The 19,042-nt window shown below is 70.5% G+C and carries 18 protein-coding genes and 1 tRNA gene; 12 read left to right on the top strand and 7 right to left on the bottom strand.

Annotation, left to right across the window (positions count from 1 at the left end):
• Positions 1-12 precede the first annotated feature (12 nt).
• Positions 13-1,629, top strand: a complete 1,617-nt coding sequence (locus tag BLT21_RS14425; protein ID WP_091503535.1) for a solute symporter family protein — start codon at positions 13-15, stop codon at positions 1,627-1,629.
• Positions 1,630-1,721: 92 nt separating this feature from the next.
• On the opposite strand, the gene BLT21_RS14430 is transcribed toward BLT21_RS14425, so the two are convergent.
• On the bottom strand, positions 1,722-2,243 hold the full coding sequence (locus BLT21_RS14430) for a methylated-DNA--[protein]-cysteine S-methyltransferase (protein ID WP_091503304.1): 522 nt from the start codon (positions 2,241-2,243) through the stop codon (positions 1,722-1,724).
• 166 nt (positions 2,244-2,409) lie between these two features.
• Here BLT21_RS14430 and BLT21_RS14435 point away from each other — a divergent pair, with 166 nt between their 5' ends.
• Together BLT21_RS14435 and BLT21_RS14440 are read left to right on the top strand one after the other, a co-directional pair.
• Positions 2,410-6,138, top strand: a complete 3,729-nt coding sequence (locus BLT21_RS14435) for an AAA family ATPase (protein ID WP_371113450.1) — start codon at positions 2,410-2,412, stop codon at positions 6,136-6,138.
• Positions 6,125-6,319: a hypothetical protein gene (locus tag BLT21_RS14440; RefSeq protein WP_091503309.1), complete on the top strand. Its 195-nt coding sequence runs from the start codon at positions 6,125-6,127 to the stop codon at positions 6,317-6,319. The genes BLT21_RS14435 and BLT21_RS14440 overlap by 14 nt, the downstream gene beginning before the upstream one ends.
• A gap of 5 nt (positions 6,320-6,324) precedes the next feature.
• Here the strand turns inward: BLT21_RS14440 and mscL are convergent, their stop codons facing one another.
• Genes mscL through BLT21_RS14455 form a run of 3 tightly spaced genes read right to left on the bottom strand, consistent with a single transcriptional unit; the run spans position 6,325 to position 7,741 of the window.
• Positions 6,325-6,822 carry a large conductance mechanosensitive channel protein MscL gene (gene mscL, locus BLT21_RS14445; protein ID WP_091503314.1) on the bottom strand — a complete coding sequence of 166 codons (498 nt, stop codon included), beginning with the start codon at positions 6,820-6,822 and terminating at the stop codon, positions 6,325-6,327.
• Positions 6,823-6,852: 30 nt separating this feature from the next.
• A complete protein-coding gene (locus BLT21_RS14450) occupies positions 6,853-7,131 on the bottom strand; it encodes an FmdB family zinc ribbon protein (protein WP_091503315.1) in 279 nt (92 codons plus the stop codon).
• 13 nt (positions 7,132-7,144) lie between these two features.
• The gene (locus tag BLT21_RS14455; RefSeq protein WP_091503318.1) at positions 7,145-7,741 is read right to left on the bottom strand and encodes a 5-formyltetrahydrofolate cyclo-ligase; all 597 of its coding nucleotides are present in this window, start codon (positions 7,739-7,741) and stop codon (positions 7,145-7,147) included.
• Between the two features lie 65 nt (positions 7,742-7,806).
• On the opposite strand from BLT21_RS14455, the gene galU reads away from it, so the two are divergent.
• From galU to BLT21_RS14475, 4 genes are all read left to right on the top strand, one after another.
• Entirely contained in the window at positions 7,807-8,685 is an 879-nt protein-coding gene (galU, locus tag BLT21_RS14460; protein ID WP_091503320.1) for a UTP--glucose-1-phosphate uridylyltransferase GalU, read from the top strand.
• Between the two features lie 19 nt (positions 8,686-8,704).
• On the top strand, positions 8,705-9,352 hold the full coding sequence (locus BLT21_RS14465) for a GNAT family N-acetyltransferase (RefSeq protein ID WP_091503323.1): 648 nt from the start codon (positions 8,705-8,707) through the stop codon (positions 9,350-9,352).
• 65 nt (positions 9,353-9,417) lie between these two features.
• Positions 9,418-10,317 carry a hypothetical protein gene (locus BLT21_RS14470; protein WP_091503325.1) on the top strand — a complete coding sequence of 300 codons (900 nt, stop codon included), beginning with the start codon at positions 9,418-9,420 and terminating at the stop codon, positions 10,315-10,317.
• Between the two features lie 49 nt (positions 10,318-10,366).
• A tRNA-Ala gene (locus tag BLT21_RS14475) sits at positions 10,367-10,439 on the top strand.
• 54 nt (positions 10,440-10,493) lie between these two features.
• On the opposite strand, the gene BLT21_RS14480 is transcribed toward BLT21_RS14475, so the two are convergent.
• A complete protein-coding gene (locus BLT21_RS14480; protein ID WP_091503328.1) occupies positions 10,494-11,405 on the bottom strand; it encodes a LysR family transcriptional regulator in 912 nt (303 codons plus the stop codon).
• A gap of 237 nt (positions 11,406-11,642) precedes the next feature.
• Between BLT21_RS14480 and BLT21_RS14485 the strand changes: the two genes are divergently transcribed.
• The 4 genes from BLT21_RS14485 (at position 11,643) to mgtE (ending at position 16,606) form a co-directional block, all read left to right on the top strand.
• Positions 11,643-12,755, top strand: coding sequence for a PrpF domain-containing protein (locus BLT21_RS14485; RefSeq protein WP_091503330.1), 1,113 nt, complete (start codon positions 11,643-11,645; stop codon positions 12,753-12,755).
• 66 nt (positions 12,756-12,821) lie between these two features.
• On the top strand, positions 12,822-14,186 hold the full coding sequence (locus BLT21_RS14490) for an SLC13 family permease (protein WP_091503333.1): 1,365 nt from the start codon (positions 12,822-12,824) through the stop codon (positions 14,184-14,186).
• An 84-nt stretch (positions 14,187-14,270) separates the two neighbouring features.
• Positions 14,271-14,837, top strand: coding sequence for an NADPH-dependent FMN reductase (locus tag BLT21_RS14495; protein WP_218125828.1), 567 nt, complete (start codon positions 14,271-14,273; stop codon positions 14,835-14,837).
• Positions 14,838-15,247: 410 nt separating this feature from the next.
• Positions 15,248-16,606 carry a magnesium transporter gene (mgtE, locus tag BLT21_RS14500; RefSeq protein WP_091503338.1) on the top strand — a complete coding sequence of 453 codons (1,359 nt, stop codon included), beginning with the start codon at positions 15,248-15,250 and terminating at the stop codon, positions 16,604-16,606.
• 310 nt (positions 16,607-16,916) lie between these two features.
• On the opposite strand, the gene BLT21_RS14505 is transcribed toward mgtE, so the two are convergent.
• On the bottom strand, positions 16,917-17,987 hold the full coding sequence (locus tag BLT21_RS14505; RefSeq protein ID WP_091503340.1) for a Glu/Leu/Phe/Val dehydrogenase family protein: 1,071 nt from the start codon (positions 17,985-17,987) through the stop codon (positions 16,917-16,919).
• Positions 17,988-18,081: 94 nt separating this feature from the next.
• Between BLT21_RS14505 and BLT21_RS14510 the strand changes: the two genes are divergently transcribed.
• A complete protein-coding gene (locus tag BLT21_RS14510) occupies positions 18,082-18,558 on the top strand; it encodes a YbaK/EbsC family protein (protein WP_091503538.1) in 477 nt (158 codons plus the stop codon).
• 6 nt (positions 18,559-18,564) lie between these two features.
• Here the strand turns inward: BLT21_RS14510 and BLT21_RS14515 are convergent, their stop codons facing one another.
• The gene (locus tag BLT21_RS14515) at positions 18,565-19,038 is read right to left on the bottom strand and encodes a SixA phosphatase family protein (RefSeq protein WP_091503342.1); all 474 of its coding nucleotides are present in this window, start codon (positions 19,036-19,038) and stop codon (positions 18,565-18,567) included.
• Positions 19,039-19,042 lie beyond the last annotated feature (4 nt).

The following is a 19,042-nucleotide window of genomic DNA, read 5'->3' on the forward strand; positions in this document are numbered from 1 at the left end:
TTCTGGGAAGCGGTGAACGGCTTCGGGGCGGCGGTCGTCGCGGCGGGTGAGACCGTCGACAACAACCCCGTCCTGAACATCTCGATCTTCGGCGCGTTCGTCGCGGTGACGCTGTTCATCGTCATCCGGGCGAGCCGCAACAACAAGACCGCTGCCGACTACTACGCGGCGGGCCGGTCGTTCACAGGGCCGCAGAACGGATTCGCGATCGCCGGCGACTACCTGTCGGCGGCGTCGTTCCTGGGCATCTGCGGCGCGATCGCGATCAACGGATACGACGGCTTCCTCTATTCGATCGGCTTCCTCGTCGCGTGGCTCGTCGCGCTGCTTCTCGTGGCCGAGCTCATGCGCAACACCGGCAAGTTCACGATGGCCGACGTGCTGTCGTTCCGGCTCAAGCAGACACCGGTGCGGATGGCCGCGGCCATCACCACCCTCGCCGTGTGCTTCTTCTATCTGCTCGCGCAGATGGCCGGAGCGGGTGGACTCGTCTCTCTGCTGCTGGGTATCACCGAGCAGGTGGGCCAGTCGATCGTGGTCGCCGTCGTCGGTGTGCTGATGATCGTGTACGTGCTGATCGGCGGGATGAAGGGCACCACCTGGGTGCAGATCGTCAAGGCGTTCCTCCTGATCGGCGGCGCCCTCGTCATGACGATCTGGGTGCTCGCGATCAACGGGTTCAACCTGAACACCCTGCTCGAGAGCGCGGTCGCAGCATCGCCGAAGGGCGAGGCCATCCTCGGACCCGGGCTGCAATACGGCGCAAACCCGTGGGACTTCATCTCGCTCGCTGTGGCGCTCGTGCTCGGAACCGCGGGCCTGCCCCACGTGCTGATGCGGTTCTACACCGTCCCCACGGCCAAGGAGGCGCGTCGATCGGTGGTGTGGGCCATCTGGCTCATCGGCCTGTTCTACCTGCTGACCCTCGTCCTCGGCTACGGCGCGGGCGCCTTGGTCGGGCCCGAGCGGATCGCGGCCGCGCCCGGCGGCGTGAACTCCGCCGCGCCGCTCCTCGCCCTCGAGCTCGGCGGACCCCTGCTGCTCGGATTCATCTCGGCGGTGGCCTTCGCCACGATCCTCGCGGTGGTCGCGGGGCTCACGATCACGGCGGCGGCGTCGTTCGCCCACGACATCTACGCGAACGTCGTCAAGAAGGGCGACGTACTGCCCGACGGCGAGGTCAAGGTCGCCCGGCGGACGGTCGTCGTCATCGGCATCCTCGCGATCGTCGGCGGCATCGGGGTGCAGGGTCAGAACGTCGCGTTCCTGGTCGCGCTCGCCTTCGCCGTCGCGGCTTCGGCGAACCTCCCGACGATCATCTATTCGCTCTTCTGGCGGAGGTTCACGACGCGCGGCGCGGTGTGGAGCATGTACGGCGGTCTCGCCGCCGCGATCATCCTCATCGTCCTGTCGCCCGTGTTCTGGGGTACGGAGACGAGTGTCTTCAAGAACGTCGGCACAGCGATCTGGCCGCTGAACAATCCCGGGATCGTGTCGATCCCGCTCGGGTTCCTCCTCGGATGGCTCGGCTCGGTCACCGAACGACGCCGGGAGGATCCGGTGAAGGCGGCCGAGATGGAGGTGCGCTCGCTGACCGGCCACGGGGCGGAGAAGGCGGTCGACCACTGACCGCGAGGTCGGTCCCACGGATCGCGGATCGACGACAGCGACGGCGGCCCCGGGTGCGCGACGCCCGGGGCCGCCGTCCGTTCCGGCGCGGCCTACACGCGTCCGGAGTCGGCTCTGCTCTCGAGGTCGAGCAGGAGGCGTTTGCGCTCGGGGTGTCCGCCGTACTCGCCGATCGAGCCGTCGCTGCGGACCACGCGATGCGCGGGTACCACGATGGACACGGGGGTGCGCGCACAGGCGGAGCCGACGGCCCGGTGCGCGCGCGGCGACCCGGCGGCGATGGCGATCTCGCCGTAGGTCGCCACTTCTCCGTAGGGCACCTCGCAGACGCGCCGGAGCGCCTCGCGTGCGAAGCCCGCGGGAGCCAGGAGCCAGTCGATCGGAGTCGCGAACTCGCGCAGCTCGCCCGCGAAGTACGCATCCAGCTCCGCCGCGAGAGCGGCTGCGGGGTCGGCATCGTGCACGGGCGGCGAACCCAGCGCGAGGGCGACATCCGCGAGGGCGATCTCAGCGGGACGATCGAGGATCTCGAGCCATGCGAGGCCCGTCTCGGTGATCACGAGTAGCGCCGGGCCCAGCGGTGTCGGGTGCACCGCGAATGCTGCGTCGGTCATGGCTCCATCATCTCCAGCGCGTTGCCTGATCGACGCAGCACCGACGCTTACAGGGGACCGATCGTCGTGTCGGACGGTGGGGGAGGAATCGCCGTTCCTCCGGGGCGCCGGCAATAGCGCGAAACTCGGCGGCGCCTGAGGCCCGGATGCGGACGCGCCGCTTAGGGTGTGTGCTGTGTGGCGAGGAGATCGAGGAGCCGTCCGTCCGGACGCGACCGACGAGGTTCGGGTCGATTCGGTGACCCCTGCGCACCTCGACGTCGCCGAACAAGACACGGTCGTGGCGCATATCGCCGACTCCGAGCGCGACCGCATCCGGGTGCAGGCGGCCCGGCTCGGCGGCCGCTCGACCCTGCTGCACTACATCGCCTCCGACGACGTCGGGATCGACATCACCAAGGCCCACCCCGGCAGTCTGCCGCAGTTCATCACGGGCCGCTCCACCCTGCTCTCCAACCTCTTCCGCGACGAGGTCGGGCTGCGCACCGCCCGCCTCGCGGCCGGCCGCATCACGGCGAAGGACGTCGAGCTGCGGACGACTCGCGGGCTCGACACCGTGCACCTCGGCGTCGGCTTCGCCTCGTGGCGCGCCGGCGGACTGACCTATAACGCGCCCGTGCTGCTGCGGCCGCTCGCCATCCGGCGGCACCACGGCGACTTCGACCTCAAGCTGCACGGCTCGTTCACCGTCAACCCCGAGCTCGTCGAGATCGCGCGCACGCACTTCGGGATCGACCTCGACCGCCGCGGTCTCGCGGCGCTCGCCTACGAGGGCGGCGTCTTCAAACCGCAGCCGGTGATCGACCACCTGCGCGCGTTGACGGCTCACGTCGACACCTTCACCGTGCAGCCGCGCCTCATCGTGTCGACCTTCGCCGACGTCGCGGCCCGTGCGGAGCGCGACGCCGCCGACCTCGACGTCCCCGTCCTCAACGCGCTCGCCGGACACGACGACGACCGCGCGCTCATCGCGACGCGGCAGCCCGTGCCCGACGCCGTGCCGTCGGACGACCGGCCCCCGGCATCCGACCGGCTCCTGCTCGACGCGGACGCCGAGCAGGAGGGCGTGCTCGACCGCATCGTCGCAGGCCAGTCGCTCGTCGTGCACACGCTGCCGGGCACCGGCGGCACCCAGACGGTCATCAATGCGGTCGGCGAGCTCGTCCGTCGCGGCAAGCGCGTCCTCGTGGTCAGCGCCCGCCGCTCCACCCTCGAAGGGGTGCGCCACCGCCTCGCCGGTATCGGTCTGCCCGGGCTCGCGGTCTCGCCGCGCAGCGTGCACCGTGACCTCATCCGCGCCATCGCGCGCAACGAGAAGGCGCAGCACCCCAAGATGGGCGAGATCGACGACGCGCTGGTGCGCCTGCGCACGGTGCTGCGCGACTACCGTGTCTCGCTCACGCAGCGGCATCCGATGCTCGGCGTCTCGCCCCTCGAGGTGCTGCAGAAGCTGACGACGATCGCGGCGCAGAATCCGCAGCCCTCGGCCGCCACCCGGTTCGACGCGGCCACGCTGCAGCGGCTGTCGACCCGGCGCGCCGAGGCGGCCACGTCGCTGGCCACCGCGGCGCGACTCGGCGAGTTCCGCTTCGGACCCGACGACTCGCCCTGGTACGGCGTGGCCTTCGACACCACCGAGCAGGCCCGCGCTGCCCACGCGCTGGCGGGCCGGCTGCACCGCGCCGAGATCCCCGAGATCCTCGAGCGCGCGTACGAACTCATCGGGCAGACGCGGATGCGGCCCTTCACGACCCTCGCTGAGCTCGGCGCGTACATCCGGCTGCTTCAGGGCATCCGTGCCTCGCTCGACCGCTTCAGCCTGACCGTGTTCGAGCGCCCGCTCGGCGACCTGATCGAGGCGCACTCCACCCGGCGCGACACCCCCGACATGAACGGCGCGACGCGACGTCGGTTGCGTCGGCTGTCGAAGGAGTACGTGCGCCCGGGCATGCACGTCACCGACATGCACGATGCCCTCGTCCGGGTGCAGAAACAGCGCGAGCAGTGGCACCGCCTCGCCGAGGTCGGAGTGGTCCCCGAGATCCCCGCGGGGCTCGACGCCGTCGCGACCTCATGGCAGCGCGTCGATGCCGATCTCGCCGAGCTGTCGCGCGTGCTCGGTCCCGGTCACGACCTGCTCGCGACCCCCATCCCCGATCTCGTCCGCACCCTGGCCGGCCTCGCCGCCGACTCCGACGTCTTCGACAATCTCGTCGAGCGCGCCACTCTGCGCGGCGAGCTCGCTTCGCTGGGCCTGGAGGGGCTGCTCACCGAGCTCTCGGTGCGGCACGTGCCCGAGGAGCGGGTCGCCGCCGAGTTCGAGTTCGCGTGGTGGCAGTCGGCCCTCGAGGCGATGCTCCGCAGCGACCGCGCGCTGCTCGGCGCCAACACGAGCGTCGTCGACCGCCTCGAGCGCGACTTCCGCCTCGTTGACGAGGCGCACGCCGCATCGGCGGGACAGCAGCTCGCGGCCGAGCTCGCGACGCGCTGGAAGATCGCGATCGTCGACGAGGCCGACGAGACCGCCGCACTGAAGGCGGCGCTCCGCGAAGGCACGGCGTCGGCAGCCGAGCTGCTGGCCGTCGCGCCGCGCCTGCTCCGCACCCTCGCACCCGTCTGGATCGCGTCGCCCTACGAGGTCGCCGCACTGCCGGCACGCCCCGTCTTCGACGTCGTGGTGCTCGCCGATGCCGGAGCCCTGAGCGTCGCCGAGTCCGCCTCGGCGCTCCGCCGCGGTCGGCAGGTCGTCGCGTTCGGCGACCCCGTCACCCAGCGTCCGACGCCCTTCGAGATCGCCGCGGATCGCGACCCGTCCGACGACCCGGTCGCCGACGCGGAGGAGCGCAGCGTCTTCGAGCGCCTGGCCGAGATCGTGCCCGTCGAGACGCTCACCCGCAGCTATCGCGCGGGCGGTGAGGACCTCGCCGAGCTCGTCAACGAGGCCTTCTACGGCGGCGAGATCGTCTCGTTCCCGTGGGCGGGGTCGTACCTGGGCCGCGGCAGCCTGAGCGTCGACTACGTCGAGGGCGGTGTGGGCGCACCCGACCCCGATTCCGGCGCGGTCGAGAGCCCGGATGCCGAGGTCGCGCGCGTCGTGACCCTCGTCGTCGAGCACGCCGTCAACCGTCCGACCGAGTCGCTCATGGTCGTCACCGCGTCGACGAAGCACGCCCTGCGCATCCGCGCCGCCGTCGAAGCCGCATTCGCCGGACGTTCGGACGTCGCCGAGTTCGTCGGCCGCGAGACCGCAGAGCCTTTCGCCGTGCTCGGGCTCGAGGAGTCGGTGGCCGAGAGCCGCGACCGCGTCGTCTTCTCGCTCGGCTACGGCCTCACCCGGCACGGGCGTGTGCTCAGCGACTTCGGTGTGCTGTCGGGGGCCGACGGCGAGCGACTGCTCACGGTCGGCATGACACGCGCCCGCCGCTCGATGGTGATCGTCTCGTCGATCCGTCCGTCGGCGTTCGACGACGGGCGCCTCGAGAACGGCGCAGCGACCCTCATGTCGATCCTCGGCGGCATCGCTGCCCGGGCGCGCGAGGCCCGTCTCGAAGACCTCGCAGACCCGCTCACGCTCGCCCTCGCGCAGAACCTCCGTCGGCTCGGCGTCGCGGTGGATGTCGCCTACCGCGGGCTGCTGCCGCTGGTCGCGCAGCGCGACGGCAAGGCCGTGGTCGTCGAGGGCGACCCCGAGACGATCGGTCAGTCGCTGCGCGAGTCGCTGCGCCTGCGTCCGCAGATCCTCCGACGGCTCGGCTGGCACTACATCCGCGTGCACTCGTTCGACCTCTACAGCGACCCCGCCGGCGTCGCTGCGCGCGTCGCCGCGATCCTCGGCGTCGAACCCGAGGCTCCCACGGCGGATGCCAGCACCGAGCCGCTCGATGTCATCGAGTGACCGCCAACGGGTCGAGCGCGTCGGACGCCGTCGCGCGCGCCTGACCGCTGCGCCCGGCACGACGCCGGAGCCGGTCTCGGCCGATGAGACGACGGATGCCCCGGCCGGCGCCGAGGGCGCGGCCGGGGCATCCGGTCCGAACGATGCGCGGATGCGGAACGAGGTTCCGCCGCACTATTGATCGGCTCAGGCGGACGGTGCCGCCGGGGGAGTGTTCTGCGAGCGACGCAGCGGCGCGTCCGCGGGAGCCGGGGCCGTGCTCGTCGCCTCGGTGGCGGCGTTGTTGCGCTCGAGCAGGTCGCGGATCTGGATGAGCAGCTCCGCCTCGGTCGGAAGCTTGGCGGCATCCTCGACGACGCCGGCCTTCGCGGCCTGACGCTCCTTCCACTTGTTCATCGGGACGACGAACACGAGGTAGACGACGAGGGCCACCGCGAAGAAGCTGATGACCGCGGTGATGAGCTCGCCGAGCGGGAAGGTGACTTCCTCGCCGTGGATGCCGGTCAGCTTGGGGCCGATCGCGCCGGTCGCCGGATCAGGCTGGTACACCAGGCCGATCAGCGGGTTGATGACACTGGTGACGATCGCGTTCACGATCGCCGTGAACGCACCGCCGATGACCACGGCGACAGCCAGGTCGATGACGTTGCCGCGCATGATGAAGTCGCGGAAGCCCTTGATCATGGCTCTCCTCCCTTTCCGGCGGTGCCGGGTCTACGAACCCGCCGCGGCGGGTGAGGACTTCGCCTCGGGCTTCGATGATGCCGAAGACGACGAGTCGCCGCCACTGCTTGACGCGCCCGACCCGGATCCGGATGCGCGCGAGTCGGTGCGGTAGAAGCCGCCGCCGTTGAAGGTGACGCCGATCGATCCGTACTGCTTGCGCAGCTCGCCCGAGCACTCGGGGCAGACCGTCAGCGCGGGCTCGGCGAACGACTGGACCGCATCGAAGCGGTGCCCGCACGACTTGCAGGCATAGGCGTAGGTGGGCATGGTTCCTCGGAATTCAGTGCGCCTCGGGAACGAGGACGACGGTTCGGGTGGGGGTGACGACACCAGTGACGGGCTGATCGTGCAGATCGCGCGGCACCTCATCGACGAGTTCGGAGTCGAAGAGCACGGCGTACACCGGCGGGCGGTTCTCCATCGAACCGAGCGTCTTGTCGAAGTAGCCGCGTCCCCAGCCGAGGCGCATCCCCGCGGCGTCGACCGCGGCGGCGGGGATGACGAGCAGATCGACCTCGCCGACCGCGATGGGACTCAGCACCTCGCCGATCGGCTCGGGCATGCCGAACAGACCGTCGGCGACGGCCGCGCCCGGTTCGGCGACGACCCAGTCGAGGAGTCCGTCGTTGCGACTGATCGGCAGGAGCACGCGCACGCCGCCCGCGACGGCCTCGTCGATGAACGCACGGGTGCCGGGCTCGGTGGGAGCAGACAGGTAGCACGAGATGGCGCGGGCGCCCGTGGCAGCCACGAGCTCGCGCAGTTGCTCGCGGATGCCGGATGCCGCGCTCTCGCGTGCCGCGTCCGACATCGCGGAGCGACGTTCGCGGAGGTCCGCCCGCAGAGCGCGCTTGGCGTTGTCGATCGCGTCGGACATGCCCTGATTGTAAAGGGTGGGCGTCGCATCCCTCGCAGGCGGTAGTCGCTCGCTATGGTTGACGCATGTCTCAGCAGCGCATCAAGGCGGTCATCCCCGCCGCAGGCCTCGGCACCCGCTTCCTTCCCGCGACGAAGGCGATGCCGAAGGAGATGCTGCCCGTCGTCGACAAGCCCGCGATCCAGTACGTCGTCGAAGAGGCGACCCAGGCCGGCATCGACGACGTCCTCATCATCATCGGCCGCAACAAGAACAACCTCTCGAACCACTTCGACTCGGTTCCCGAGCTCGAGCACAACCTCACGCGCAAGGGCGACGAGGTCAAGCTGCGCAAGGTGCAGGAGTCGTCCGACCTCGCCGACATCCACTTCGTCCGTCAGGGCGAGCCCAAGGGCCTCGGGCACGCGGTGCTGCGCTCCCGGGCCCACGTGGGCGACGCCGTTTTCGCCGTCATGCTCGGCGATGACCTCATCGACGAGCGCGACCCGCTGCTGCCCAAGATGATCGCCGAGCAGGAGCGCTCGGGCCTGACCGTCGTCGCCCTGATGGAGGTCGACCCCGACCAGATCCACCTGTACGGTGCCGCCGCGGTCGAGCCCACCGATGACCCGGACGTCGTCAAGGTCACCGGTCTCGTCGAGAAGCCGAAGAAGGAGGACGCGCCCTCGAACTATGCGATCATCGGCCGTTACGTCCTCAAGCCGAACGTCTACGAGATCCTCGAGCGCACCGAGCCGGGCAAGGGCGGCGAGATCCAGCTCACCGACGCGCTGCAGGAGCTCGCAACGACCGAGGGTGTGCTGGGTGTCGTGTTCCGCGGACGCCGCTACGACACGGGCGACCGTCTCGACTACATCAAGGCGATCGTGCAGCTCGCCTCGGACCGTGACGACCTCGGTCCCGAGCTGCGTCCCTGGCTGCAGGAATTCGTCTCGACCCTCTGACGCGAGAACGGGAACGCGCGTGGAAGCCACCGCACCCCGCCACCATGGACCGGTGGCCATCCGGCTCGTCCGGCCGCGTGACGCCCGTGTGTTGCAGTCGGAGCTGCTCGCGAACCGTTCGTGGCTGAAGCGCTGGGAGGCGACGAGCCCCGACGGGCCCGTGTCGTTCGACATGCGGCTCGGCATCCGTCGTCTGCTGCAGCAGTACCGTGACGGTGTCGGCGTGCCCCTCGTCATGGAACACGAGGGGCAGATCGCGGGCCAGCTGAACGTCTGGGGTATTGCGCGCGGCTCGCTGTCGTCGGCCACGATCGGCTACTGGGTGAGCGAACGGTTCGCCGGCAAGGGGATCACTCCCATCTCGGTCGCGCTGGCGACCGACCTGTGTTTCGAGGAGCTGCGCCTGCACCGGATGGAGATCTGCATCCGACCCGAGAACCGGGCGAGCCTGCGCGTCGTCGAGAAGCTCGGGTTCCGGTACGAGGGACTCCGCCGGCGCTACATCCACATCGACGGCGACTGGCGCGACCACTTCTCGTTCGCGCTGCTGGCCGATGAGGTGCCGCGCGGCGTGCTCGGCCGCTGGCTCGACGGCACCGTGCCGGACGGAGCGGCCACCGTGCCCCTCGCCGACCGGCGTGCCGCGGGCATCGAACCTTCAACCTGAACAAGAACTTCAGACACGCGGTCGCGTGATGCGGCCCTTTGGGCGTTGCCGCGTACGGTTGTCGCATGGGTGGGCAGGTTCTCGGCGGCGGCGTGATCGTCCTCGTCGCGGTCGCGTTGTGGATGGTCTATCTCCTGCCGACCTGGCACAGTCGCTATCGCTACGATGCCGCCGAGCGCAACGCCGTCCGCCTGAATCAGGCGCTGCGCGTGCTCGCGGAGACGGCCGAGACCCCCGGCGAGGTACGTGTCGAGCTGTCGACGCGTACGGCCCTCGCTCAGCAGAAACTCGCGCGTCAGGTGCTGCACGAGAAGGAGCAGCTGCGGCTCGAGAGCGAGCGCCGGCAGCTGGTCGAGGCTCGTCGCGAGGTTCGGACCGCTCGTGACGAGCGCGTCGCGTCGCCCGAGCATCGTGCGAGCATCCGTCGTCGCGTCCGCCTCGCCGCCACGGTCATCGCTCTCGCGGCACTCGTCGCCATCGTGGCCGGTGGGTGGCTCGTCGCGGTGCAGGGTCCCGCCGTGGTCCTGATCAGCGGTGTCGCCACCTTCCTCGTCGCAGCCGTCGTACTCAGCCGGATGGCCGCCGTCGCCCGTCGGGCGTCGCGCGCTCAGAGGTCGGCTCCGTCGGTCGCGGTCCGCACGGAGCATGCATCCGCCGTGGTGCCCGAGTTCGAGTTCGCCGACGCACGCGCTACGTGGACCCCGCGAGAGCTGCCTCGACCGCTGACAGCATCCGCCGGTTCGCGTGCCGCGGCCGTCCTCGATGAGGCTGCCGCACGCGAGGCTCTCCGTCAGGCCGCTGTCGTCGAGGCCATCCAGCGCGAGGCCGCGCGGCGCGCGCCGGCATCGCTCACGAGCCGGGCGGCGAAGGCCCCTGCCGCGGCGTTCGTGCCCAACGGGCAGGTCGACGACGCGCAGATCGAAGACCACGTCCGCCGGCTGCTCGCTCAGCGCGCTGTGGGCTGATCCGGGCGCACGGGGGGCCTCCGGCACCGTGGTAGTGTGGAGGAGTTCCGGGCCTGTGGCGCAGTTGGTAGCGCGCTTCGTTCGCAATGAAGAGGTCAGGGGTTCGAATCCCCTCAGGTCCACCGAGACGAGAAACCGGCATCCATCACGGATGCCGGTTTCTGCGTATGGGGCGTTCAGCCCGCGATCGCCTGCTCGCGAGCGACATCGACGAGGATCTGGTGCATCGCGCGCTCACCAGGCGGACGCACGCGGTCGCTGCGGTGGGCGATGACGATACGGCGCGAGGGCGCCTCCTGGCCGAGGCTGACGATGCGCACGTCGGGTCGCGCCGAGACGACGGCCGTGCGTGGTGCGAGCGCGACACCGAGACCCACGCTCACCATGGCGAGTGCCTCCTGGTAGTCGTTGGCCTCGAACGCGATGCTCGGGGTGAAGCCGGCGGCGCGGCAGCTGCGCTCCAATACCTCGGCGACCGGATGATCGCGTTTGCGGACGATCCATTCCTCGTGGCGGAGCATCGACATCGTGACGTGTCGGGTGCGTCCGAGCCGGTGGTCCTGCGACACCACGAGCACCGTCGGGTCCTCGAAGAGCGGCGTCAACGACAGGTCGGGCTCGTCGATGCGGTTCCATTCGTAGTCCCACAGCAGGGAGAGCCCGATGGTGTTCTCGTGGAGTGCGGCGACGAGTTCGTCGAACCGGGCGCTGTGCACGTCGAGCCGCACGTCGGGATAGTCGCGGCGAAAGCGGCTGATGGCGACCGGCATCAGCGTGGTGCCGATGGTGGGGAACGTGCCCACGGCGATGCGGCCGCGACGCAGGCCCGCCAGCTCGCCGAGCTCGGATTCCGCCGCGCGCAAGCGACGCAGGATGTAGCGGGCATGACCTGCGAGCAGTGCTCCGGCCTCGGTCGCGACGACGCCGCGCGGCTGGCGACGCACGAGCGGCTGTCCGACCTCCTGCTCGAGGCGCTGCAGCTGCTGCGACAGTGCGGAGGGGGAGTACCCCAGCGACTTCGCCGCCGCGGTCAGCGAGCCGTGGTCGAGGATCGTCACCAGCACCGACAGTCGTCTCACATCGAGCATGCAGCCCTCCTCGTTCGTCTCACCGTACAGTCGGCAGGCCTTCTACTGAAAGCGGATGAAGCTCCGCTTCACGCACGCGGCCGTCAGCCGCATTACATCTGGCACGTCGCATCGCTTTGGCGTGCGCAAACGCGGGCTTCTATGCGTGAAGGCGCGCTTCACGGGTGTGAAGTAGATCGCGATTTTGCTGGATGCTCGGGACGACGAGCATGGATGCCGACACCTCAGGAGGCGGCCATGTTGGACATTCCGGCGACACTCATGCGGGGCGGGACGAGCAAGTGCTGGGTCTTCTCCCGCAGCGAGCTCGAGCGCATCGGCGCACCCGTCGACGACATCCTGCTGCGCCTGTACGGGAGCCCCGACGAGCGGCAGATCGACGGACTCGGCGGCGGCACTTCGACCACCAGCAAGGCCGTGATCCTGGCGCCCAGCTTGCGAGACGACGCCGACATCGACTACTCCTTCGCGCAGGTCGGTCTCGCCGACGGCCGCGTGGACTGGTCGAGCAACTGCGGAAACTGCTCGGCGGCCATCGCTCCGTACGCGCTTCATGCGGGATGGCTCGTGCCGCGGGGTGAGCGCACCACGGTTCGCATCTTCAACACCAACACCGGCCAGCTCATCGTGGCCGAGGTGCCGACCCCGGGCGGGATGTTCGACGAGTCGGGAGACGCCCGCATCGTCGGCGTCCCGTACCCGGGTCTCGAGGTCGTGCTGTGGTTCGTCGACCCCGCAGGCCGAACGACGGGCAGCCTGCTGCCGTCCGGTCGCCCGTGGGAGGAGATCGCCGGTGTGCCGGTCAGTCTGGTCGACGCCGGCGCCCCGGTCGTCGTCGCCGATGCGGCCGCGCTCGGGCTCACGGGGCACGAGACGCCGGCCGAGATCGACGCGCGGCCCGAACTGCTCTCCCGCATCGACGCGATCCGTCGCGAAGGGGCCGTCCGCATGGGGCTGGCTGCCACGTCGGCGGAGGCGCTCAAAGCGGTGCCGAAGTTCGCGATCGTGTCGCCCAGCACGGCGGGCGACCATGACTTCGGCGTCATCATGATGTCGATGGGCAAGGCGCACCCCGCCCTCGCCATCACGGGGAGCGTCGCGCTGACGCTCGCCGCGACCGTCCCCGGCACCGTCGTCGAGCGGCTCGCGCGGCACGAAGGGGCCGAGATCGTCTCGATGCGGACCCCGTCCGGCGTCATCACCACGCGCGTGGGTCGTCACGGGACCTCACCCGCCGTCGGCATCACGCGAACGGCGCGGCGTCTCGCGGACGCATCCGTGACGCTGCCGGTCGAACAGCTCCCCGGTCACGTTCCGGGACTGGCCGAGGAAGCCCTCCTCGTCCGATGATCGAATAGGCGGCCGGTGCCCACCACCCGGATTCCGGCCGTCGCAAATCTCTGTCAGGAGACAACGATGTCACCAGAACTCATCTCCATCCTCGCGCTGTTCGCGATGGTCGTGATCGCCACTCTGCGCCCGATCAACATCGGAATCCTCGGGTTCATCGGCACGTTCCTCGTCGGAACGCTCGTGCTGCGACTCGACGAGAAGCAGATGCTCGCCGGCTTCCCCGCCGACCTGTTCCTCACGATCGTCGGCGTCACATACCTGTTCGCGGTCGCGAAGCTCAACGGCACGGTAGACCTCATCGTCGACCGCGGCGTGCGCCTGGTGCGGGGCCGCACGGCGCTCGTGCCGTGGGTGCTCTTCGGGATCGCCGCCATCCTCACCGCGATGGGTACCTTCCCGCCGGCAGCGGTCGCGCTCGTGGCCCCGGTCGCGCTCAGCTTCGCCGCCAAGCACGGCATGGACCCTCTTCCCGTCGGCATGACGGTGGTCTACGGCGCCCTCGCCGGGTCGCTCTCGCCGATCTCGGTCCTGGGGTTGCTCGTTAGCGGGATGGTCGGCGACACCCCGGGCTTCTCGCCCATGGTCCTGTTCGTGACCGCCTTCGTCTACTCGACGCTCATCGCGATCCTCACGCAGTTGTTCTTCTCGTGGAAGAACCGTCTCCGCGGTGGGGCGTTCACGGCGGTCGTCGCGGATCGCCCGGATGGGAGCGCGGGAGGCGGTGCGGCTCCCGGCCCGCGCGTGCCCGCGACGGGCAACATCTCGGTGGGCGGCGCCGGGCGCGGCTCGACGCTCACCCTGACTCAGACGTTGCAGACGCCGCGCGTGCGGACGACGCCCGCGCAGGTGCTGACCCTGCTCGCCCTGGTGTCGCTCGCGGTCGGTGCCATGGTCTTCCACCTCGACATCGGCATCCTGGCGCTCGTCGCGGGCACGCTCATCGCGTTCATAGAGAAGAAGCACCTGACCGCGGCCGTCGAGGGCATCAGCTGGTCGACCATCCTGCTCGTCGCGGGCATGATCACCTACATCAGCATCGTCGAGGAAGCCGGGGCCATCGAATGGGTCGCGAACGGGATCGGCAGCCTCGGCTCACCGCTCGTGGGCGTTCTCGTGCTGTGTGTGATGGCCGGCGTCGTCTCGGCGTTCGCCTCGTCGACCGCGGTCATCGCGATCTCCATCCCGATGCTGCTTCCGCTCATCGAGGGCAGCCCGATCGCCGGGGGGATGGCCATCTCGGCCGTCGCGATCGCCGCGAAGGTCGTCGACGTCTCGCCGTTCTCGACCAACGGCGCACTGGTCCTCGCGAACGCGCAGAACGTCGACCCGGCAGCGTTCTACCAGCGGATCCTGCGGTACTCGGGTGTCATCGTGCTCGTGGGCCCGCTGCTCGCCTGGGCGACGCTCGTCGTGCCGTTCTCGGTGTGAGGCGCTCCGATGCGGGTGTGAGAGGCTGGCCGTGATCTGCGTACAATGTATGCAAATGAATCGATCCCCCGGGAGGTTTCGTCCATGACCACCTATAACGTCGGCATCATCGTCGGCAGCATCTCTTCGACCTCGATCAACCGTCGCCTGGCGAACGCGCTGACCAAGCTCGCCCCGCAGGCCGAGCTCGAGCTCACCGAGATCCCCATCGCTCAGCTGCCGTTCTACTCGGCCGACAACGACGGGTCCATCCCCGCCGAGGCCGCCGAGTTCAAGGCCGCGGTCGAGAAGGCCGACGGCGTGATCATCGTCACGCCGGAGTACAACCGCTCGGTGCCCGGTGTGCTGAAGAACGCCCTCGACACGGCCAGCCGCCCGTGGGGCGACAACAGCTTCGCCGGCAAGCCCTCGGCCGTCATCGGCATCTCGGTGGGCGCGGTCGGCACGGCGGTCGCCCAGCAGCACCTGCGATCGATCCTGTCGTTCCTCGCCTCGCCCGAGCTCTCGCAGCCTGAGGGCTACCTGCAGCTCACCGAGGGCCTGATCGACGACGACGGCACCGTGACCAACGAGTCGACGTCGGACTTCCTACTCTCGTGGCTGAAGGCCGTGCACGCGCACGTCGCGAAGAACCTGGCACCCGTCAGCTGATCTGAACGCTGCCTGCGAGAGGGCGCCCTGCTTCACGGCCGGGCGCCCTCTCGTCGTTGCGGCGCGTATCAGGTGCACGGTTCTCCCAGGCGCGAGGGCATACGATGGTCGGCGGGCACCGGCCTGGGGCATCCTATCGCCGCCGGCGGCCCATGACCGCCGACGGACCCGTGTCTGCCGGTGTCGACGTGCGAGAGACAGGAAGCGAGGTGAGGTGCTCCATGAGCAGTGATAGTTGCCATCGCGAGATCATCAGCGCCATGCCCGCTGCCGACCCGCGCGTCGACCAGATCGACCTCTGAGCGGACGAGCGTGCGGTGCATGGCACCAGCAGCCTTCGCGATGTTCCCCGGGTCGTCGTCGCCGTGACGATGCCGTGGGTGGGCGCGCGTCCACGTGAGGAGAGCTCCATGACTCCGGAGCAGATCAACGAACTGACCATCGTCGTCGACGGCATCGCCGCGCCCCTGTCGCGCGGAGACCTGCCCTCGGCCGCCACGGCTCTCGGCAACGTCGAGCCCGACCGCCTCGCCGACGTGCTGGAGCGGCTCGACGGGCGGCACCGTGCGGTCGCCTATCGTCTGCTGCCCAAAGGGCATGCGCTGCAGGTGTTCGAGGCGCTCTCGCCCAACATGCAGGGCGAGCTGATCGGCGACCTGCGCGACGTCGAGGTGGCGCACATCTTCGGCGACCTCGACCCCGACGACCGGGCATGGCTCGTCGACGAGCTGCCGGCCTCGCTCGCGTCGCGACTCATGCGGGGCCTGCCCGCGCACGAGCGCGAAATGACCGCCGCGGTGCTCGGATACCGGCGGGGCTCCATCGGACGTCGGATGAGCCCCGAATTCGTCTCGGTTCCCATCAGCAGCACCGTCGCGGCTGCTCTCGATCGGGTTCGCGCGCGCCTGCACGACGCCGAGACCGTCTACACCCTGCCCGTCGTCGATGACGGACGACGCGTCGCGGGTGTGGTCAGCCTGCGCGACCTGCTCGCCGCCGAACCCGGCGACGCCGTGCGCGAGATCATGCAGGCCGCCCAGACCGCAGGCGTCGACGACGACGCCGAGACCGCGGCGCGCCGTTGCACGGAACGGGGCCTGCTCGCGTTGCCGATCGTCGACAGCGAGGAGCGGCTGGTCGGCATCCTGACCGTCGACGACGCCGCCCGCATCCTCGAGCACGAGGAGAGCGAGGACGCCGCGCGCCAGGGTGGCGCCGAGCCGCTGCGTCGTCCGTACCTCTCGACGCCGATCGGTCAGATCGTGCGGTCGCGGGTCGTGTGGCTCCTCGTGCTCGCCGTCGGCGCGACCCTCACGGTGCAGGTGCTGTCGGCGTTCGAAGACACCCTCGCGCAGGTCACGGTGCTCGCGCTGTTCGTGCCGCTGCTGATCGGCACCGGCGGCAACACCGGCAATCAAGCGGCGACGACCGTCACCCGTGCCCTGGCGCTCGGCGACGTCCGACCCCGCGACATCGCGCGGGTGCTGAGCCGCGAGGTGCGCGTCGGGTTCTTCCTCGGCAGCATCCTCGGTCTCGTGGGCTTCGGCGCCACCGCACTCGTCTACGAACCCCGCATCGGCCTCGTCATCGGGGTGACCCTCGTCGCGGTGTGCACGATGGCCGCGACCGTCGGGGGAGTCATGCCGCTGCTCGCGCGGGCGATCCGGGTCGACCCCGCGGTGTTCTCGAACCCATTCATCACGACGTTCGTCGACGCCAGCGGCCTCATCCTGTACTTCCTCATCGCCCGCGCCATCCTGCAGATCTGAGGCCGACCCCGGTTGTGGCTCTGCCGCCGTGCCGGGATGCAAGGGATCGTGCGCGACGCGCCGAGGCGGATGCCGCGGCCGCGGGGTGTCGGCGACGATCCCTTGCAACCCGGCGGTTCATGCCCGCTGGTCAGCATCGGCGCGACGCGATCCGACCGGGAAGGCCCGGGGTCCTACCAGCCCTGCCGCCGTGCCGGGATGCAAGGGATCGTGCGCGACGCGCCGAGGCGGATGCCGCGGCCACGGGGTGTCGGCGACGATCCCTCGCATCCCGGGCGGCCGGCATCCGTCCGCCCGCAGCCGTGCGGGCTCAGACCAGGGCGGAGCGCTCGGCGCCCGCGGCGAGGCGCTCGGCGGCGAGCGACTCGGCGGCTGCGAGCGGGGTGACCCTGCGGGCCTCGGCCTCGTCGAAGATGCGGCGCAGCACATCGCCGATGCCCTCGACGCGCGTCGAGATCTCGGTGCGGTCGCGCTGCTTCGCTGCGAGGTCGAGATAGATGACGCCGCCCGCGTTCACGACGAAGTCGGGGGCGTACAGGATGCCGCGGGCGGCGAGCCGGTCGGCGCCGGCGCGGTTGGCGAGCGGGTTGTTCGCGGGCCCGCAGACGGCTCGGGCATCGAGCGCGTCGATGACCTCGTCGGTCAGCACTCCGCCGATCCCCGCGGGCACGAAGACGTCGGCGGCCGCGAGGTGGGCGTCCGACGGCTCGATCCACGTCGCCCCGAGGCTCGCCGCGAGCTCTCGCTTGGCGGGGTTCACGTCGGTCACGGTCAGGTGCGCGCCCTCGGCGGCCAGCTGCACCGCGAGTCGGCTGCCGACCTGGCCGAGCCCGGCGACGGTGATCCGGCATCCGCCGACCTCCCCCAAACCGGTCACGCGCTCGAGCGTGGCGAGCAGAGACGCGTGCACGCCGACGCTGGTGGGGCCGGCGGGTTCTCCGGAGCCTCCGACGCGATCGGGCAGCCCGACGACGTGGGCCGTCCGCTCGCTGACGGTGAGCATGTCGTCGGTCGTCGAGCCGACGTCCTCGGCGGTGCGGTACAGCCCGCCGAGCGACTCGACCGCGTCGCCGAGGTCGAGGAACGCCGCACGTCGCCGCTCCGCGTCGAGCTCGGTTCCCGGCGGCAGGCCGATGACGGCCTTGCCGCCACCGGCGTCGAGCCCCGCCGCCGCATTCTTCAGGGTCATCGCGGCCGACAGCCGCAGGGCATCGCCGAGCGCGTCGCTCCAGTGCGGGTAGGTCCACATGCGCGCACCGCCCAGAGCGGGGCCGAGCACGGAGGAGTGCAGCGCGGCGGCGATGAACAGTCCGCTCCGTCGCCCCGTGATCACCTCCACGCGCTCGTGGGTGAAATCTGGCAGGGGCAGGGCGTGGGTCATCGCGATCCTCTTTCGGCGAAGCCTTGTGGGCTCGTGCTCGTCGCGCCGCGGCGTTGCGGCATCCAGGCCATTGTGCCCCTTCTAGAGTGTGAGCGTGACCACCGATCTCCCCGCGCGCAGCCGCGTCGTCCACGAGTCCCTGCGCGCCGCCGGCATCCCGGGCGAGATCGTCGTGTTGCCGGACGCCGCCTCGACGGCGGCCCTCGCTGCGGCGGCCCTCGGCGTCGAGGTCGGGGCGATCGCGAACAGTCTCGTGTTCTGGTCGGACGGCGAGCCGCTGCTCGTCATGACCAGTGGGGCGCACCGCGTCGACACGGCGGCGCTCGCCGCGCACACGGGACGCGATGAGATCCGCCGGGCGAGCGTCGAGCAGGTGCGTGAGGCCACGGGACAAGCGATCGGCGGCGTCGCACCGACAGGCCACCCCGCGCCGCTCACGACGCTCGTCGACGAGGATCTGTCGCGCTACGACGAGATCTGGGCGGCCGGCGGCACGCCGCACACCGTCTTCCCGCTGACGTTCGACGACCTGGTCCGACTCACCGGCGGCACCGTCGTGGCCGTCGTCTGACGGGCCTCAGGTGCGGGGGCTGTCGAAAGCCCACTCGTCGGGATCGGTCGCGGTCGCGACATCCCAGTCGTCGGTCTGCCAGGTGAACGTCGCGACGCCGCACGTGGGCATCTCGCCGATGGCGCCGTTCGACAGTCGTTCGGCCAGCACCGTCATCCCGGGATCGTGCGCGACGACGAGCACCGCACCGACCCCGCTGCCGCCGGCGGTCTCGAGCAGCACCCGCGCACCGGCGCCGTAGAGCTGGTCGCGCAGCTGCGGCTCGAGGCCGAGAGCGGCGCCGAAGGCGGCGGCCGTCGTCCGGGCGCGCAGGGCGGTCGATGCCAGGATCCGATCGACCCCGACGCCCGAGGCGACGAGCCGGTCGGCCATCAGGGGCGCGTCGCGTCGCCCGCGATCGTTGAGCGGCCGGTCGTGGTCGTCGAGACCGGGGGAGCCCCAGTCGCTTTTGGCGTGTCGGACCAGGATCAGCGTCGTCATGGGT

The sequence above is a fragment of the Microbacterium sp. cf332 genome, assembly GCF_900102175.1.
In the GTDB taxonomy this organism is placed as follows: domain Bacteria; phylum Actinomycetota; class Actinomycetes; order Actinomycetales; family Microbacteriaceae; genus Microbacterium.